Source organism: Alicyclobacillus acidoterrestris (assembly GCF_022674245.1).
Lineage (GTDB): Bacteria > Bacillota > Bacilli > Alicyclobacillales > Alicyclobacillaceae > Alicyclobacillus > Alicyclobacillus acidoterrestris.
Genome location: NZ_CP080467.1, coordinates 3,893,221 through 3,910,537, shown reverse-complemented (window position 1 = coordinate 3,910,537; position 17,317 = coordinate 3,893,221). Strand labels below are relative to the sequence as shown.

Annotated in this window: 16 protein-coding genes and 1 pseudogene; 14 read left to right on the top strand and 3 right to left on the bottom strand. The window is 50.6% G+C overall.

The features are described 5' to 3' along the window. Window positions 1-23 precede the first annotated feature (23 nt). The 9 genes and pseudogenes from K1I37_RS19230 to K1I37_RS19190 all read left to right on the top strand — a co-directional run bounded on the left by K1I37_RS19230 (window position 24) and on the right by K1I37_RS19190 (window position 9,309). Window positions 24-1,019, top strand: a complete 996-nt coding sequence (locus K1I37_RS19230) for a Gfo/Idh/MocA family protein (protein ID WP_021296564.1) — start codon at window positions 24-26, stop codon at window positions 1,017-1,019. Between the two features lie 295 nt (window positions 1,020-1,314). Next, window positions 1,315-2,745, top strand: a pseudogene (locus tag K1I37_RS19225) (sugar porter family MFS transporter); the annotation flags it as partial. Between the two features lie 246 nt (window positions 2,746-2,991). Continuing rightward, window positions 2,992-3,945, top strand: coding sequence for a sugar kinase (locus tag K1I37_RS19220; protein ID WP_021296562.1), 954 nt, complete (start codon window positions 2,992-2,994; stop codon window positions 3,943-3,945). A gap of 22 nt (window positions 3,946-3,967) precedes the next feature. Next, window positions 3,968-4,612, top strand: coding sequence for a bifunctional 2-keto-4-hydroxyglutarate aldolase/2-keto-3-deoxy-6-phosphogluconate aldolase (locus tag K1I37_RS19215; protein WP_021296561.1), 645 nt, complete (start codon window positions 3,968-3,970; stop codon window positions 4,610-4,612). A 4-nt stretch (window positions 4,613-4,616) separates the two neighbouring features. After that, window positions 4,617-5,690 (top strand): mannonate dehydratase, encoded by a 1,074-nt coding sequence (gene uxuA, locus K1I37_RS19210; protein WP_021296560.1) that lies wholly within the window; start codon window positions 4,617-4,619, stop codon window positions 5,688-5,690. After that, window positions 5,687-6,535 carry an SDR family oxidoreductase gene (locus tag K1I37_RS19205; RefSeq protein ID WP_021296559.1) on the top strand — a complete coding sequence of 283 codons (849 nt, stop codon included), beginning with the start codon at window positions 5,687-5,689 and terminating at the stop codon, window positions 6,533-6,535. The genes uxuA and K1I37_RS19205 overlap by 4 nt, the downstream gene beginning before the upstream one ends. Window positions 6,536-6,829: 294 nt before the next feature. Next, entirely contained in the window at window positions 6,830-7,534 is a 705-nt protein-coding gene (gene pxpB / locus K1I37_RS19200; protein WP_031218653.1) for a 5-oxoprolinase subunit PxpB, read from the top strand. Beyond that, on the top strand, window positions 7,531-8,535 hold the full coding sequence (locus K1I37_RS19195; RefSeq protein WP_021296557.1) for a 5-oxoprolinase subunit C family protein: 1,005 nt from the start codon (window positions 7,531-7,533) through the stop codon (window positions 8,533-8,535). Before pxpB ends, K1I37_RS19195 begins: the two co-directional genes overlap by 4 nt. Window positions 8,536-8,544: 9 nt before the next feature. Beyond that, on the top strand, window positions 8,545-9,309 hold the full coding sequence (locus K1I37_RS19190) for a LamB/YcsF family protein (protein ID WP_021296556.1): 765 nt from the start codon (window positions 8,545-8,547) through the stop codon (window positions 9,307-9,309). A gap of 898 nt (window positions 9,310-10,207) precedes the next feature. Here K1I37_RS19190 and lepB read toward each other — a convergent pair. From lepB to K1I37_RS19175, 3 genes are all read right to left on the bottom strand, one after another. Continuing rightward, on the bottom strand, window positions 10,208-10,846 hold the full coding sequence (gene lepB / locus K1I37_RS19185) for a signal peptidase I (protein ID WP_206918963.1): 639 nt from the start codon (window positions 10,844-10,846) through the stop codon (window positions 10,208-10,210). Between the two features lie 47 nt (window positions 10,847-10,893). Further along, window positions 10,894-12,096, bottom strand: coding sequence for a transposase (locus K1I37_RS19180; protein WP_242215927.1), 1,203 nt, complete (start codon window positions 12,094-12,096; stop codon window positions 10,894-10,896). A gap of 108 nt (window positions 12,097-12,204) precedes the next feature. Continuing rightward, entirely contained in the window at window positions 12,205-12,396 is a 192-nt protein-coding gene (locus tag K1I37_RS19175) for a S26 family signal peptidase (RefSeq protein ID WP_031218122.1), read from the bottom strand. A 123-nt stretch (window positions 12,397-12,519) separates the two neighbouring features. Here K1I37_RS19175 and tnpA point away from each other — a divergent pair, with 123 nt between their 5' ends. From tnpA to K1I37_RS19150, 5 genes are all read left to right on the top strand, one after another. After that, the gene (tnpA, locus tag K1I37_RS19170; protein ID WP_206917310.1) at window positions 12,520-12,846 is read left to right on the top strand and encodes an IS66 family insertion sequence element accessory protein TnpA; all 327 of its coding nucleotides are present in this window, start codon (window positions 12,520-12,522) and stop codon (window positions 12,844-12,846) included. Then, entirely contained in the window at window positions 12,833-13,195 is a 363-nt protein-coding gene (tnpB, locus tag K1I37_RS19165) for an IS66 family insertion sequence element accessory protein TnpB (protein WP_242215943.1), read from the top strand. Before tnpA ends, tnpB begins: the two co-directional genes overlap by 14 nt. 89 nt (window positions 13,196-13,284) lie before the next feature. After that, window positions 13,285-14,862: an IS66 family transposase gene (gene tnpC / locus K1I37_RS19160; RefSeq protein WP_242216015.1), complete on the top strand. Its 1,578-nt coding sequence runs from the start codon at window positions 13,285-13,287 to the stop codon at window positions 14,860-14,862. 45 nt (window positions 14,863-14,907) lie between these two features. Then, window positions 14,908-15,945 carry an ATP-grasp domain-containing protein gene (locus tag K1I37_RS19155; RefSeq protein ID WP_206920031.1) on the top strand — a complete coding sequence of 346 codons (1,038 nt, stop codon included), beginning with the start codon at window positions 14,908-14,910 and terminating at the stop codon, window positions 15,943-15,945. Window positions 15,946-15,995: 50 nt separating this feature from the next. After that, the gene (locus K1I37_RS19150; RefSeq protein WP_021295384.1) at window positions 15,996-17,180 is read left to right on the top strand and encodes an MFS transporter; all 1,185 of its coding nucleotides are present in this window, start codon (window positions 15,996-15,998) and stop codon (window positions 17,178-17,180) included. The last annotated feature ends 137 nt before the right edge of the window (window positions 17,181-17,317 follow it).

Here is a 17,317-nt window from a genome sequence, read left to right as displayed (position 1 = left end):
GCAAACATGAAGGGGCGATGACGATGAATAAAGTGCGATTCCTGATGATTGGCGTAGGCGGTATGGGGCAGGCGCATATTCGCAACATTCTCGAAATCGAGGATGCTGAAATTGTTGGATTGGTCGATCCGTCTGAGCAGTCTATCGAAAGAGCAAGGTCGCTCTCGCACGTGTTGCAAGACGTGCCTTCGTTTTCGACTATCGAAGACGCCTTTGAAGCTGTTCAAGCGGATGCAGCGGTGATTGTCACGCCGCACAGCCAGCACTTTGAGCAAGGTATGGCTTGCCTGCAAAAAGGTTTGCACGTGTTGATGGAAAAGCCGTTTGTGGCGGGCAGTGAGAACGCGCGAAAAATCATCAAAGAAGCAGAGGCTGTGGGTCGTCACCTCGTCGTCAGTTATCAGCGGCATCTGCAAGGGCCGTATATCTATCTTCGCAACCTGATCCAAAGCGGAGAACTTGGCGAGATTCGGTTTATCACCGCTTACCAGGCGCAAAACTGGCTTGAGTCGCAGCGCGGGACCTGGCGGCAAAACAAGTCGCTTTCCTGCGGTGGTCAGTTAAATGATTCAGGATCACATTTGATAGATGTCGTATTGTGGCTGACGGGTATGACACCTGAGGCTGTGCTGGCGAACATCGACAATCGAGGCACAGAGGTCGACATTGACAGTGCACTGACCATCCGCTTTGTGGGTGGCGCGATGGGAACAATCAATGTGGTTGGCAGTGCGACTGTAAACTGGTGGGAGGATGTCTCTATTCATGGAACGAAAGGATCCGCTTTGTACCGAAATGGGAAGATTCTCGTTTCAAAAGGGCTGAACGGACCTGTCGAACGCGTTTCCGAACAGGACTTGCCGCCGTCGAGCAATCCGGATGCGGATTTTGTCGATCTCGTTTTAGGGCGCATCGCGTCCCCAGCAGCGCCGGCGGAATGCGGGTACCAGGTTGCCCGTTTTACGGAAGCTGCATGGCAAAGCGCTGAGACGAATCAATTTGTTTCGTTTACGGTATAATCTATTGAAACAGCCTATGAAATGAGAGAGAAGGAGCAGGCGGAACAGACATTGTTTCGCTTGCTCCTAAATGTACTTTCCCCCTAGAATATACTACCGGTACACGCCAAGCGCCCAATCTGTGTTATCCGAAGAATCATATGGAACAATCGGACAGCATATAGTATACAAGTATACTGAAATCGGGCGCTTTTGGCGGTTGTATTGTTGCACGATTTGTAACCGCTTTCTGGAGTTCTTGCGCTGACTACACGCAGCACTCCGTAGCCCGACGAACGATGCAAGGAATTTTGTCGCAGATGGGATGGTGAACGAATTGTCTACGCAGATTTCAACGCAATATGCACGGCCATCGAATACCCGTTTTGTGAGTTTGGTGTCAGGGGTAGCGGCCATTGGTGGATTTCTGTTTGGCTACGACCAAGGGGTTATTTCCGGGGCCATTGGCTTTCTGCAGACACAGTTTCACATGGACTCCAGCCTTGAAGGATTTGTATCGGCCAGTATCCCGCTCGGGGCCATGCTCGGTGTGTTGATTGCGGGGTTTTTGAGTGACAGGTTGGGGAGAAAGCCGGTGTTGTTGCTCGCAGGGTTATTGTTCGTGGCGTCGAGTTTGGGGGCGGGGGCGGCCAACTCTGTCGCCGTGTTGGTGATTGCACGCATTGTCGGTGGGATCGGAATTGGCGTGGCCTCCATGCTATCGCCGCTATATATTTCTGAGATTTCCCCTGCGAGCATACGCGGTAGGCTCGTCGGGACCAATCAGTTGGGTGTTGTGCTAGGCATTTTCATTGTCTACATCGTCAATGCCGTCATTGCAAACGTTCACACGCACGCGTGGGATCAAGCGTACGGCTGGCGTTGGATGTTTGGCGTGGGTGCGATTCCAGGTATCATCTTCTTTATTTTGCTGTTTTGGGTTCCAGAGAGCCCGCGCTACTTGCTCAAACAGGGGCACGAGGCGCGCGCGTTGGCTGTCCTTGAGAAGATTAATGGGGCAGTTGTGGCGCAGGCCGAACTGGCGCAGATCACGACTTCACTTCGCGAGGAAAGCGAGGTAAATGGCCTGTGGCGCGAGTTGATGCGGCGAGGAATTCGAGTCGCGTTGCTTGTCGCGGTCGTGCTCGCCGCGATGCAGCAGTTCACTGGGACCAGTGCCGTCGCCTACTACGCGCCAATTATCTTCAAACAAGGTGGTGCAGGCGATAATGCGGCCTTAATTGAAACCGTACTCATTGGCGCGATTAAGGTGATATTCACGATTGTGCTGATGTTGTTGGTCGATCGCGTCGGACGCCGCCGCCTCTTATTGATTGGCGCGAGCATGATGGCCATCTTTCTCATCATCCTCGGGGTCTCGTTCGAAGCGGCGACCGTCAGTATTGGCGTGGTCTTGGCATTTATCCTGCTCCACACGGTCGCGTTTGAGCTGTCGTGGGGTGGTGGCGTGTGGATTGTCATATCCGAGATTTTCCCGACGCGTATTCGTGGGCGGGCGATGGCAATCGGATCGTTCGTGCTCTGGGGCGCAACCTACTTGGTGACGCAGTTCTTCCCGGTAATGATGAGCCACCTTGGCGCCTCTATCACCTTTTGGGTCTTTGCACTCATGTGCATCATCATGTTCCTCTTTACGCTACGTTTTGTGCCGGAGACGAAAGGGAAGTCACTGGAGCAGATTCAGCGGGATTGGACTGGGGAAAAGGGAGAATCGCAATCCGTTTGACCCGTGTGCAGTCGGGATTGGCGGGGCGGCCCTAGGCGTAAATTGCCAGGGCTACACCCGACTGGTATACTAGTATGTGTTATGGCGAGCGGGTGATCGTAAGCGCCTTCTTTTCGGAGTAGAATAGGGATTGGCGGTACTGGATAACAGACAGCCGACGCCGCAGTTCGCCAGCATGTGGCAAGGGGCGCTGCGACGGCCGGGACTGGGTGTTGTCGAAGGGGTTGTACTAGGAGGCGAACAACGATGGCAGAACTCATTACGCTCGGTGAGACAATGGTCCTGCTCAAACCGTTTCACGGCGGTGGGCGGCTAAAATCCTCGCAAGTATTATCCAAAAGTATTGGCGGCGCGGAGAGTAACGTCGCGATTGGCGTCTCTCGGTTGGGGCACGAGAGCGCGTGGATTAGTAAAGTGGGGCGAGATCCGTTTGGGGAAGAGATCTTATACACACTAAATGCTGAGCGGGTGGACACCCGGTATGTCAGTTTGTCCGACGCACCCACCGGCATCATGTTCAAGGAACGGATTCGCGATGAAGACTCGCGAGTCTACTATTACAGAGAGCGGTCGGCAGCGTCCACCTTGCAAGTGGATGACGTCCGCGAGGACATGATTCGGGGCGCAAAACTGCTGCATTTGACAGGTATCACGCCGGCGTTGAGCGCGTCCTGCCGGGATGTTGTGACGCATGCGATGTCACTTGCGAAACGAAATTCGGTACGAATCAGCTTTGACCCGAACCTGCGCCTGAAGCTGTGGAGTGCGGAAGAAGCGCGGGCGACGCTGTTGCCAATGGCCCGCGAGGCAGACTTTTTCTTTCCAGGGCTGGACGAAGCGCGTTTGCTCTTGAACCGGCCAGAGGCGGATGCAGATGAAGTGCTTGACAGGTTTTTGGATATGGGGATTCCCACCATCGTGCTGAAACTGGGTCCAAGCGGGTGTATCTACGCGACGTCGGAGAATCGGATCACGGTTCCCGGATTCAAGGTCACCGAGATCGACTCAGTGGGTGCGGGGGACGGCTTCTGTGCCGGCTTTTTGACGGGTTACCTCGAAGGGTGGGAACCTGCCAAGTGCGCGGAGTTGGCTAATGCGGTTGGCGCCCTTGCAGTGACAGCCGTCGGCGATTACGAGGCGTTGCCGACGATGGAGGAAGTTGAACAGTTTTTGGGGAAGCGCAGTTCCATTGCGCGCTAAGGCGCAGATAGGGGGGCACGGCATGCGGAGTATTCAAGTGATTCAGAGAGTCATCGAGGAGCGTGTCATTGCGGTCATTCGCGAAAATGCGCAGGAGACGGCGATGGCGGTGATTGACGCGGCGATTGCCGGTGGCATGACGCTGATGGAAGTGACGATGACGACGCCGGGGGCCATCGAGATCATCACGTGGGCGCGTAAAAAGTACGACGGTCGAGCCGTGATCGGCGCGGGGACAGTGCTCGACAGTACGACGGCCCGCCAGGCGATTCTGGCTGGCGCAGAATTTGTGGTGAGTCCGGCACTCGACGTGGAAACGGTGCGTCTCTGTCATCTCTATCAAGTGCCGGTGGTTCCAGGGGTCGCCAACATCCAGGGAACCATCGAGGCCTTGCAACTCGGATGTGGGATTGTGAAGTTGTTCCCATCCAATCTATTTAGCCCAAGTGCCATCAAGGCGTTCAAGGGACCCTTGCCCCAGGCGGAGTTTATTCCGACCGGCGGGGTAAATGCGGAAAATCTGCGGGAATGGCTCGCGGCAGGTGCTTTGGCTGTCGGGATTGGCAGCGATTTGTCCAAACAGGCCAAGGCCGAGGGGAACATGGAAAGCGTCACGGCGTACGCACGGCGGGTTGTCCAAATCGTGAACGACTACAAGGCGGGATGAGCAGATGAGAATGGTGTTTCGGTGGTACGGCGAAGGCAACGATACGGTTACACTTGACCAGATTCGGCAAATACCAGGGGTTGAGGGTGTTGTCTGGGCGCTGCACGATGTTCCGGCAGGCGAAGAGTGGCCGATGGATAAGATTCGCGCGGTGGTCGACGCTGCAAATCGCTACGGATTTCACACGGAAGTCGTCGAGAGCGTCAATGTGCACGAGGATATCAAACTCGGCCTGCCGACGAGAGACAAGTACATTGAAAACTACAAGCGTACGATTGAAAAGCTCGGGCAAGTGGGCGTGAAGGTTATCTGCTACAACTTCATGCCGGTGTTCGATTGGGTGCGCACAGATTTGAACCGAAAGAACGAGGATGGCTCAACCGCGTTATTCTACGAGAAGGCCAAGTTGGAGAATATCGATCCGATGGAACTCGTCGAAAAAATTACGCGCAATTCCGCCCTGACAATGCCTGGCTGGGAACCCGAGCGTCTTCAAGACCTTTCGCGCCTCTTTGAATTGTACAAAGGGGTCACAGAGGAAGATCTGTGGCGGAATCTCGAGTATTTTCTCCAAGAGATTATCCCAGTGGCACAGCGGAGTGGCATTACAATGGCCATTCACCCGGATGATCCGCCGTGGTCCGTCTTCGGACTCCCACGCATCATCACCAACCAAGACAATCTGCGCCGCTTCTTACAGCTCGTCGACAGCCCAGCCAATGGCGTGACCTTGTGCAGTGGCGCATTGGGCGCGAATCCGGATAATGACGTGATAGCGATGGTATACGAATTTGCCGACAGGGTGCCGTTCGCCCACATTCGCAACGTGAAAATTTACGAGAATGGCGACTTTGTCGAGACGTCGCATCGGACGCAGGATGGGTCGCTGGATATTTACGGAATCGTCAAGGCGTATCACGACAAAGGTTACACGGGCTACGTCCGCCCGGACCACGGCCGTCAGCTGTGGGGTGAACAGTGTCGACCAGGATACGGATTGTATGATAGGGCTCTCGGGATTATGTACCTGTGGGGCATCTGGGACTCGCTGGAGCGCGCGAAGGGGGAGCAGGCATGATTCCAATCAATCCAAATTTGCGCGGAAAAGTTGCGGTCGTCACAGGCGGGAGCGGTGTGCTGTGTGGCGCCATGGCCGTGGAATTGGGCCGACAGGGCGCCAAAGTAGCCGTGTTAAACCGCACGGCTGAGACGGGGGAACGCGTCGCGCAAGAAATTCGCGAGGCGGGCGGCGAGGCGATTGCTGTCGCGTGCGACGTACTGGATGTCGACAGCGTGCGCCGGGCAGAGGAAGTCGTCCGCAAGGAACTTGGACCGTGCGATATTCTCATCAACGGCGCGGGCGGCAATCACCCAAAAGGCACGACGACCAACGAAATCTTTCGGCAAGAAGACCTCGATAACCCGGAGGTGACTTCCTTTTTCGATCTCGCCACCGACGGCATCGACTTCGTCTTCCGCCTGAATTTCTTAGGTTCTCTCATTCCGACGCAAGTGTTCGCGAAGCAGATGGTGAACCGAGCGGGTACGACGATTATCAACATGTCGTCGATGAGCGCTCCGAGTCCGATGACGAAGGTTCCTGCTTATAGTGCGGCCAAGGCGGCCATTGAGAACTTTACGAAGTGGCTGGCGGTGCATCTGGCGGAATCGGGCATTCGCGTGAACGCCATCGCACCGGGATTCTTCCTGACCAAGCAGAATGAGAAACTGCTGACCAACGAAGATGGGTCGCTGACGGAACGCTCGCACAAAATTATCTCGCACACGCCTATGCGGCGCTTTGGCAAACCTGTTGACCTACTTGGAACCCTGCTGTGGCTGGTTGATGAGAATATGTCCGGCTTCGTGACAGGCATTACCATTCCCGTAGACGGAGGCTTCATGGCGTACTCTGGCGTGTGAGTGCGTCGGGTGGCTCGTCGGGTCGTCGGTACAGATTGCACAGATAGACGGGATTCGCTGCGATGGCGTGGCGAATCCCGCTTTTGTTGGTCAGGCAGACTGTGCGCTAGGCGTTTTGGCGGATGACAGCCAGCGTCATTTGATTGCGAGCGGATCATTTGCCGCAAATGAATACAGAATATTATTCTAGTAATATAATAAATTTAATATGGTAGATTGCTCGTTCGCTCGCTCGCATTGCCATGGTACCTATTCAATCGCGAAAGGAAATTCGCTATTTTGTCGCTGAAATCGATGGAGGGGTGCAAACTGTTGGATTTTTATCCGCTTGGTGATGCGGCCGTCGTCATCCGCGTTGGCAGCGAGATCAACATCGCGAACCATCGAACGGTGATGGCACTCGTTTCGTATCTTGAAGATCACCCGTTTCCCGGGATGGTGGAATGTGTTCCGTCGTTCACGACGGTGACTGCGTTTTACGACGTGATGCAAATCACGTATGACGAAGTGATTGCGCAATTCAAAGGTTTGGAAGACCAAATTGTGACCGGGACGGACGAATCTTCGAAGACGGTAGAGATTCCGGTGTGCTATGGCGGCGAATTTGGTCCTGATCTCGAAGCGGTCGCTCGTCACAACCACTTGACGCCCGATGAGGTCATCGCGATTCATACTGGAGCGGATTATCTCGTTTATATGATTGGATTTGCTCCAGGGTTTCCGTATATCGGGGGGATGAGTGAGAAAATTGCCACGCCCAGGCTCCCGTCGCCCCGTTTGGCGATTCCTCCAGGGACCGTTGGCATCGCTGGCGCACAAACGGGCGTCTACCCAATTGAGACGCCAGGCGGTTGGCGCCTGATTGGTCGCACGCCCCTGGCGTTGTTTCGGCCGAAAGAGCACCCGCCAACCTTGCTTCGCGCCGGGGACCATGTGCGTTTTTACGCCATTACAGAGGATGAATATCAGCTCATGTTAGAGGAGTTTTCAAGAAATTGATTAGGGTCCTACATTCCGGAATGCTGACGACAATTCAAGATTTGGGCCGATTCGGCTTTCAAAAGTATGGCGTGATTGTCAGTGGCGCCATGGACGCATTTGCTCTGAAAGTTGCTAATGTACTCGTCGGCAACCGCGAAAATACGGCGGCGCTCGAGATGACGCTACTTGGCCCTTCGCTTTTATTCGAGGAAGATTGCCTCATTGCTATCACGGGCTTTGGCATGACGGGGATGATTGACGACAGAGTTGTTCCGACATGGCGTCCTGTATACGTCCGCGCGGGCAGTACGCTAACTTTCAAGTCGACGACGGATGGCTGCCGAGCCTACTTGGCCGTCGAAGGTGGTTTTCGCGTCCCGATGGTGATGAACAGCGCGAGTACATATCTGAAGGCTGCCATTGGAGGATACGAAGGCCGTGCACTGCGACAAGGCGACGTCTTACAGATGGGCGATGCCGTCGAACGCCCCCTGATTGCTAAAGGCACTTTATCGGTGATGGCTCGCGAATCGCGATTTGCCTACCCAAACTGGTCTGTCAGCAAAGACATGCTGCCGAGGTATCAGGGCAATCCAGTCCTCCGCGTGATTCCAGGCGGACAATTTGAGGATTTCACAGAGGCGTCGCGCAAGGTGTTGTTGGGGGAGCGGTTTGAGGTGTCGTCGAGATCGGATAGGATGGGATACCGCTTGTCTGGACCGTCACTTGAGTTGACAGAGCAGGTGGAACTGATTTCCGAGGCAGTCACTGCGGGGACCGTGCAGGTCCCGTCGGACGGAAACCCGATCATTCTTCTTGCAGACAGGCAGACGATAGGGGGCTATCCGAAAATCGCGCAAGTGATTCAAGCCGATCTCCCCATCATCGCCCAGGTCCGCCCAGGGCAACGCGTCGGTTTTGAACTGGTCACGTTGGATCAGGCTCAGCGCTGGCTCCGAGAACAGCACCAGAATATCAACCGTTTGAAGGCTTCGCTTAAACATTTATCCGAAAGGTAGGGATTAATCATGTTTCGTCTCGATATCAACTGCGACATGGGAGAAAGTTTTGGTGTGTATAAGCTCGGAACGGACGCTGAGATTCTAGATTTCGTGACGTCTGCCAACGTGGCGTGCGGATTTCACGGAGGGGATCCGGCATCCATGCGCAAGACAGTCGCGTTGGCCCTGGAAAAAGGTGTGGCGATTGGCGCGCATCCGGGCTTGCCGGACCTTGTCGGGTTCGGGCGCAGAAACATGGCAATTAGCCCAGAGGAAGCGTACGACATGGTCGTTTATCAAATCGGTGCCCTCTACGGATTCGTCAAAGCCCAGGGCGGCACAGTGCAGCACGTCAAGGCGCACGGTGCGCTCTACAACATGGCTTCAGTCAACTATGCGCTGGCAGCAGCGATTGCGAAAGCCGTCTACGACGTCAATCCGGAACTGATTCTCTACGGGTTATCCGGTAGCGAGTTGATTAAGGCTGGACAGCAAATCGGGCTGCGTACGGCGAGCGAAGTTTTCGCGGATAGAACGTATCAGCAGGATGGCACGCTCACCCCGCGCCGACAAGCGGACGCGTTGATTCTGGACACGAAGCAGTCGGTTGCGCAGGTCGTGCGCATGGTGCAAGAAGGCAAGGTTTTGTCGCAACAAGGGGTAGACGTATCCATTCAGGCTGATACGGTGTGTATTCATGGAGACGGCGCGCATGCACTGGCATTCGCCAATGAAATTCGCTCGGAATTGACACGCAACGGCATTGAAGTGGTCGCCATCGGCAAAAAGTAAGATGTGGTTTTTGTACATGCAGGAACATCAAACGCGTGATACGGTGTTGGGGATTTTCCCGGGTATCACGCGTTTGATATTTTGTCGCTTGCTTTTGGTTTTCCGCGCGACTTCGGCCCTAGGTTGGGGCTATGGCGAGTGACGCTTGAGATACGCGTAGCCATGAGGCGGCGGCCAGATTCGACAACTTGTGAGATGGACATTGGGGAACATGGATTTGAACGATTGATGGGTTATGCTCGCGCGAACCTGAAGTGGGGTTAAAAATAAGGTCGTTTCGCGCAATGACGAAGGCTTGATATTATCTCGGTTTTTCGGATTCTGTATGGAGACATACGGCGCACCGATGTATGATGGGATGAACTTCGCGCATTGTGCCGCAGCCCTGTTGAAGCTGGATATTCCCCTAAAGGAATATATGATCGGACTTCGTTTTGTTCCTTTACATTTGAAAATATCCTGGTGTGTCCAGTTGTTCTGGCTCCGTGTTGATCCTATGTCAAACGACCGGTTATGACATAGCCCAATCACACGGGCTTCATTGGATGTGCCGGATTTGATATTTCTCCTAGCCTAATTCCTAGTTTCGAGCGTATATCGGCTGCATATTTAATGTGGCCTCCACTATTCCACGAGCCTTTACGAATAGAAATGATGTATTTTTATTGATTAAATGTATTTATATCGCATACTCATATCCTGTGTTCGGTGCTTAAGTCGTTTCTCTGCCTCCAAGGCTTGTTAGTTCGTTGATACTCCATGACAGCCCGTGTAAGAAATTCAACGAGAACGCTGATAAAATCCAGGGAGCCGCGCACATCATACACTTGCTTTTGATTCCATTATTTATAAAATATCATGATTTTTGTATTTACTCTTGTTAAATTGGTGCGACTTTTTATTTTTTTGAGCCAATTCCATTTGAAGCAGATAAACTTTGTGAAATTGGACCAATGTCGCTAATTGGGGCAATCACAAAATCCGCTTCCCCTATGATGGCAGAACGCGCCACATATTTGTGAACCCAATAGCGACTATCTATGGAAACTGTACGGTTATCTCCTAACATAAAATAGTGCCCAGCTGGCACATGATAAATACCTAATTTTGGTTCGTTTGACTTGGCGATAAATTGATTGGATTCATTTAATTTTTTCCCATTTATATACACTGCATTAGCTGTAACTTCAACCGTGTCCCCAGGGAGACCGATGACTCGCTTAACGTACAACTCCTTTGGGTTGTCTGGAAAATGGAATACTACGACTTCCCCTCGGTAAATTTTTCGACCAAAATCTGTTGCTAATTTATTATCCAAGATATACACATGGTGAGTCTCTGTTGCAGGGATCGTTGGGTACATAGACGATGAAGGAACTACAGCGGCACTTACAACCCATGTTTTCAATCCAAAGGCAACAACTACTCCGACACCAATCGGCAATACCCATTCTTTTAACCGAGCGTTTTGCAGAATGGTCGTTTTGGGTGGAGGTGAAAAAGGAACAACACCTAGGGTAAGCAGACAATATTCCATATATCGGTATTCTTGCGCCGTGTCTCATCAGGTCAACTTGTTATGATTTATGCAGTTTTCTTGTGTCGTTCGATATGGTTCACAGCTAGTGCCGATGCAAGTAACACGATCGCGTTGAGGAACATGTACGCCTTTACTTTTCGGATGCCTCGGACATGGACGTCGTTTGCCGTCAAATTTGTCTTAAGCCTTGCGTTGCAACGCTCTACAGCAGTTCGCTCGTTGTATAACAACTTCCAATTCTGCGTGCCTCGGTGTGGTGTGCAGTACCGCCGAATATCTTCTGTGATCCGCTTTTTGACCACCATACCGTAGTTGGATTCGGAACATGCCGCGATTCCAAGCGGACAATCCACCTTCCCAACCGCGTGCGGACAGCGAAACTTTAGTCGGTCACCGTCCGCACCCCAATACACCATGTTATATCCCATCGTGCAACGCGGCGTCCCGTCCGATGCGATTCCTTCAGGCGGTTCTTTTTCACCGCGCTTGTTCATCGCGATAATCGCCTGTGCACCATATTGACGAACCGTTTCATAGTTTTTGACTTGATCATATCCAGCATCCATCATGACAAAGTCGATTTTCCAACCGTGCGTCGTCACGACGTGTTCCAGCAATGGCGCCGCCATCTCACCATCAAAGACGTTCGCTGGTGTGACATCCAAAGCAACTGGCAGTTCACTCGCGGTGTCCACAGCCAAGTGGAATTTGTATCCGAACCAAGCAAGCTTGTTGCCAAAGGTATCGTATTTTGCGCCCCAGTTGGCATTGCCCGTTTCCTGGCTCTTGGACTTAGGTTGTTTTTTCTCGTAGGACTTCACGGCGGCACTGTCCACAGCCAAATGGCGTCCGTTGATGATGCTCGCTTCTTTACATTGACTAACCAGGTCAATGAAGAGCTTCTCAGCGAGACCCAACTCAACAACGGCTGAAAACACGCGACTCAGTGTGGAGACCGACGGGGCTGCTTCGTCGATTCGAAACCCACACTGGTAGCGAAAGCATATATCTAGCGCCAACCGTTCATGAAGCCTTGTGAACGTTGAGATTCCTTCAAGCGGAGCAGCCAGCAATGCACGCAGAATCGCTTCACGATTCATAGGTTTCGCGCCTTGGGGTGACTGTTTTCTCAATTTTGAAGCATAGGGTTGTAAATCCAAGACAGCAAAGAACAAGGGCAGACGATCGCTGGAGTCAATTTCTAACCAGTCTTCAAAGGAAAAGAGCGATGGTTGGAGAATATACATAGTGGGACTTCCCTCCTCGAAAATTTCTGGTTTGGGTTACTTGAAATTTTCTCGAAGGTTGGGGTGAAGTCCTTTTTCATGCCCTCAGAACCCTTGCCCTGCGGGAGTTTATAAATCTGCAAAACGCTCATCCAAGATATACACATGGTGAGTCTCTGTTGCAGGGATCGTTGGGTACATAGACGATGAAGGAACTACAGCGGCACTTACAACCCATGTTTTCAATCCAAAGGCAACAACTACTCCGACACCAATCGGCAATACCCATTCTTTTAACCAAGAATGCTTGTGTTGTTTCAATCTCATTCTCCTCTTCTAAAGCTTTTGTTCAGTTTATATGTAAGCGTAAAACGTAGCACACCTCGCAAGGCTACACTCTGGGTGGGATAATCTCCTCAAATGAAACTGAGGAGAGTGAGGTACATGTCAAGAACCGAGCTACGTGAAGAATGGGAGAGTCGCCTCACCGAGTTTGAGTCCAGTGGGCAAACTGCTACAGTCTGGTGTGCGGTGCACGGGATCAATATTCATCGCTTTCGCTACTGGTCCAGCAAGCTTCGAGGGAATCGACGAAAGCCTTCAAACGGAGAGGTTCGTTGGCTTTCAGTGGAGATGGAATCAGTCATTAAACCGAGCAGTAACGAAGCTCTCACTGTTCAGGTTGGTCAAGCCAGGATTGAAGTGTCTGAGGGCTTCAACACCAAACTGTTCATACAGGTCGTTCAGGCTTTGGCAGATGCTCATCCATGAGGCGAATTCAGAGCAACGGGTGTACTTGGCGAGCGGCAGTACAGATCTTCGTAAGTCTATCGACGGGCTGGCAGTCCTGGTTCAAGAGGTCTTTCAGCTCAGTCCATTTTCGCCTTCCCTCTTCGTTTTCTGCAACCGAAAACGAGACAAGCTTAAAATCCTAGAGTGGGATACGAATGGATTCTGGCTCCATTATCGTCGTTTGGAGCGTGGTCGCTTTCAATGGCCGGAGGCAACGAACAGCGAAACGGTTACGGTCAGTCGGCAGCAGTTGCGGTGGTTGCTAGATGGACTGTCCATCACCCAACGGCAGGCTCATAAAAAGGTAACCGCGCGCACGGTCATCTAGTCTCTCAATGGCAAAATAAAAGTTCCGTAATCTCTTTTGTGACAAGGGTTTCAGCTCGTCATGGCGAAATATAAAGCATGGCGAAACCAATGAACCCCACCACCGAACAGGTTGAATCCTTGCAGCAAGAAAACACCATACTTAAGCAGCAAAATGACGAACTCAAGTCTAAGGTAGAGTGGCTTGAGGAGAAATTGCGCAAAGCAACTCACCAACGTTTTGCTGCGTCCAGTGAGCGGACCAAGACCGACTCCGTACAGACGCTGTTGTTTAACGAAGCCGAAGTCGAGTCTGAACCTACGCTTGAAGAGCCCACCATGGAAACCATCACCTACAAGCGAAAAAAGAAACGTCCGGGTCAGCGTGAAGAACTCCTAAAGGATCTGCCTGTGGAGCGAATGGAGTATCACCTACCCGAAGAGGAGCAGGTGTGTTCCTGCTGTGGTGGCGCCATGCATGAAATGAGTTCTGAAACGCGAACTGAGATCAAAATCATTCCGGCCCAGATGAAGGTCGTGGAGCATGTTCAATATATCTACGCCTGTCGTCATTGTGAGAAGCATGAAATTGAAACCCCTGTTGTGAAAGCTTCCATGCCACGTCCGGCATTTCCGGGGAGCTTAGCTTCTGCCTCAGCAGTGGCTTACATCATGAGCAAGAAATACGTCGAGGGGATGCCACTCTATCGGCAGGAGCAACAGTTTGAGCGACAGGGCTTTCCGTTATCACGACAAACCATGGCCAATTGGGTCCTCGCTGGTGCAACGACATGGTTGAATAAAATATACGACCGGATGCACCAGGAACTCCTACAACGGAAGTACTTACACGCGGACGAGACAACGCTGCAGGTACTTCACGAATCCGGCAGAGCCGCAGATACGAAGTCCTACATGTGGCTCTACCGCAGTGGACGGGACGGTCCACCCATTGTTTTGTACGACTACCAAGAGACGCGCAGTCGGGAGCATCCAACAAGGTTCCTCCAAGGATTTCACGGATACATCCATGTGGATGGCTACGTAGGGTACGAGGACATTCCGGATGTGACCCTGTCAGGGTGCTGGAGTCATGCCCGAAGGAAATTCGACGAGGCCATCAAGGCCTTACCCGCATCCAAACGGAACACGCCCGTGGCTGCAAGGGAAGGACTGGAATATTGCAATCGTCTCTTCAAGATTGAGCGTGGGTTAAAAGACATGACTCCCGAGAAGCGGTACGAACAGCGCCCCGAGCAAAGTCGTCCAGTCCTGGATGCTTTTTTGCCATGGCTTGAATTCCAGAAGGAAAACACACTCCCAAAGAGTGCCTTGGGAGAGGCAGTGAATTATTGCCTACGCCAATGGGGTAAGCTCACCGTGTTCCTTGAGGATGGCCATCTGGAGATCGATAACAACCGCGGTGAACGTTCCATTAAGCCATTTGTGATCGGGAGAAAGAACTTTCTGTTCAGCAATACGCCGCGCGGAGCTAGAGCGAGCGCTGTCACATACAGTATCGTGGAAACTGCAAAAGAGAATGGACTCGACCCGTTTCAATATCTGTGCTATCTGTTCGAGCAACTACCAAACGTCCCCAACGATGAATCTGACTCGTTGGCCGCGCTGCTGCCTTGGGCTGGGAACTTACCGGACGAAGTGCGACATCCAAGGAGAAAGACTCCATAACACGACAGTAGTCCCCGCCGTAACCGGTGGGGATTTCTGATTATAATGACGACGAATGACCTACCTTCAATGTGTCCTGCGTTTGACGCTTACCTCCAAACTGACGAATACGCTGTGTATCTTGCTGCAGAAATACGTGAATATCTTAAGGTTCCAGGTCTTTGTACAGCAGATGTAATCAAGTTCCGTGATAAAGTACTAATGAAAAAAGCTCTGAACGGTCAAGTGAGAGCACCGCGTGTATATGGGTCAAAAGACCTATTTGAAAATAGGGATCTATTCCCTATAGTCGCTAAACCCCGTTCTTATGCAGGCAGTAAAGGTGTCTCCATTCTTTCTTCAAAAGAAGATTTGCACGAGTATTTACAAGCAAACGATGTAATAATGGATGACGCGATAGAATCCTTCCACGAGTTTTCTATGAATGAAGTAGAGTTTGAAGAATACGTCGAAGGTTCTATATTCCATGTCGATGGTCTCATTTTTGATAATGAAATCATCTTTTGTCGCGCATCTCAATATTTAGGTAAACTTCTTAACTACCTTAAGGGTGAGCCAGTAGGATCAGTTTCAGTTGGAGACAGACGTGAGCAGGAGCTTTGGAAAGAGTTTGTTCAACAAATTCATGATGTAATGAGAATTCCTGATGGTGCATTTCACTTAGAGGCCTTCCTTACAAATGAAGGAGAGAGAGTATTCTTAGAAATAGGCGCTCGTCCCGGCGGAGGTCTAATTGTTTCGACTATTGAGAAAGCGATAGGGCTTAATTTAGATGAAGCTCATTTGCAGTGTCAACTAGGTATTATTCCTATTATAAATGATAAGTCAGAAGTACATTATGGTTGGCTTATGTATCCGAAGGAATATTACGCAGAAAGTGAACGGAGAATAACTGAGGTGCGATTACCAAAGGCTATGCCTTCCTCAGTAATGTGGTCAAAGGTTCCAGAAGTAGGTCAGTCAAACACAGGCTCATTTTCGTATATTAACAACTTAGGTAGCTTTGTCTTTGTTTCCGAGGTAAACTCACAAATATATGATGACATAGAGGTACTACTTCGGGATTATTCTGTTTTATGGTAAGAATAGATACCACATCAGATTGGGAGAATTATGATGCTTGAATTTGTGGAATGCGGTATACAAAAATGTGGGCGCTGATTTTAGGAAGCGCCCTTAATACACTGGGTCTATTCATCACAATTCCAATTATTAACATATATGCAGTGGATGCATTTCATCTTTCAGCGGTTCAGATTGGTTTTATTTCAGGTATATGGCCTGGTACAGTATTTTGTATGAGTTTTTTTACTGGAATGTTGGCACAGCGTCGAGGGTACGTGGATACTCTTCGTGGGGGAACTGCTGTAAATGGCCTGTCATTTCTTTTAATGACTTTTGCATCCAATATAAGTATATTTTGTTTTTCACTCTTTTTATTGGGCTTAGGTAAGGCAATGGCGGATAGTTCTAGTCGTGCTGCGATAAGGTATCTTTCATCAACTGGGGACAGTGAGCGGTATTTTAGATTAAGGTATTTACTACAGAATGTTTCTTGCGTAATAGGGCCACTAATCGGAGTGGCTGCCTATAGGTTTATCTACGGAAAAACATTTCTGATTAGTATGCTGATGTTTTTAGTCTACCTGATAATTACATTTACGGGTCTTAGAAGACGTGATTTCAAAAACGAATCGAACGACCAACCAAGCATCCTCAAAAATTTTTCAGTTCTTAAGGATGGCAGTTTGCAACTATGGATAATGAGCGGAACATGTATTTTGATTGCTTATGGAGCTTACGAGTCACTCATGCCTGTAGTTATACTAAATGCACATGGTACTAGACCAAATTATGGTTTCCTAGTGTCCCTTAACGCTATTGTCGTAATTCTAATTCAACTTGGGCACTTAAAGCTTTTTAAAAATAGCTCCTTAAGAAGGTCCATTTTATTTGGTTTTATTCTTTTAGCAGCAGGGTTTGCTCTCTATGCTATAGAGTGGGAGCCTTACGTTATGACAGTGATCGCAACAATAGTGGTTTCTATCGGAGAATCCGTACTCTTTCCTTGTTTTGACGTCGTAATGGGGAGGATATCTCCAGATAATAAAAGCGCGTTGTATTACGGCGCTGGTGAGTTGAGACAAGTCGGATTTTTCTTAGGCCCATCAATTGGTGGTTTACTGTTAGCCTACGGAGGACCAGTGTCATTGTTCATTGCTTCTGCATTAAGCATTATTGTTGCGGGAGTACTCTTCAACAGAGTTGCCTTTTTCGGGAGTAACCAAAACAGTGATTACGACACTAAACAAATGTAAAGACCACCTTCAATAACTTGTCTTACTTATTGCGTTACAACTATCCAATATCTGTTAGTATTTGTTGAATCTGTAAGTTTCAGATATCCTTGTTTAACGAGGAAATCAACAATATACTCACCAACTTGGTGGTAAAG

Bases quoted from the DNA above. Each gene is read 5' to 3' on its own strand.
- K1I37_RS19230 (WP_021296564.1), top strand. From the start codon at position 24: ATGAATAAAGTGCGATTCCTGATGATTGGCGTAGGCGGTATGGGGCAG.
- K1I37_RS19220 (WP_021296562.1), top strand. From the start codon at position 2,992: ATGGCAGAACTCATTACGCTCGGTGAGACAATGGTCCTGCTCAAACCG.
- K1I37_RS19215 (WP_021296561.1), top strand. From the start codon at position 3,968: ATGCGGAGTATTCAAGTGATTCAGAGAGTCATCGAGGAGCGTGTCATT.
- uxuA (WP_021296560.1), top strand. From the start codon at position 4,617: ATGAGAATGGTGTTTCGGTGGTACGGCGAAGGCAACGATACGGTTACA.
- K1I37_RS19205 (WP_021296559.1), top strand. From the start codon at position 5,687: ATGATTCCAATCAATCCAAATTTGCGCGGAAAAGTTGCGGTCGTCACA.
- pxpB (WP_031218653.1), top strand. From the start codon at position 6,830: ATGGAGGGGTGCAAACTGTTGGATTTTTATCCGCTTGGTGATGCGGCC.
- K1I37_RS19190 (WP_021296556.1), top strand. From the start codon at position 8,545: ATGTTTCGTCTCGATATCAACTGCGACATGGGAGAAAGTTTTGGTGTG.
- lepB (WP_206918963.1), bottom strand. From the start codon at position 10,846: ATGGAATATTGTCTGCTTACCCTAGGTGTTGTTCCTTTTTCACCTCCA.
- K1I37_RS19180 (WP_242215927.1), bottom strand. From the start codon at position 12,096: ATGTATATTCTCCAACCATCGCTCTTTTCCTTTGAAGACTGGTTAGAA.
- tnpA (WP_206917310.1), top strand. From the start codon at position 12,520: ATGTCAAGAACCGAGCTACGTGAAGAATGGGAGAGTCGCCTCACCGAG.
- tnpB (WP_242215943.1), top strand. From the start codon at position 12,833: ATGCTCATCCATGAGGCGAATTCAGAGCAACGGGTGTACTTGGCGAGC.
- tnpC (WP_242216015.1), top strand. From the start codon at position 13,285: ATGAACCCCACCACCGAACAGGTTGAATCCTTGCAGCAAGAAAACACC.
- K1I37_RS19155 (WP_206920031.1), top strand. From the start codon at position 14,908: ATGACGACGAATGACCTACCTTCAATGTGTCCTGCGTTTGACGCTTAC.
- K1I37_RS19150 (WP_021295384.1), top strand. From the start codon at position 15,996: ATGCGGTATACAAAAATGTGGGCGCTGATTTTAGGAAGCGCCCTTAAT.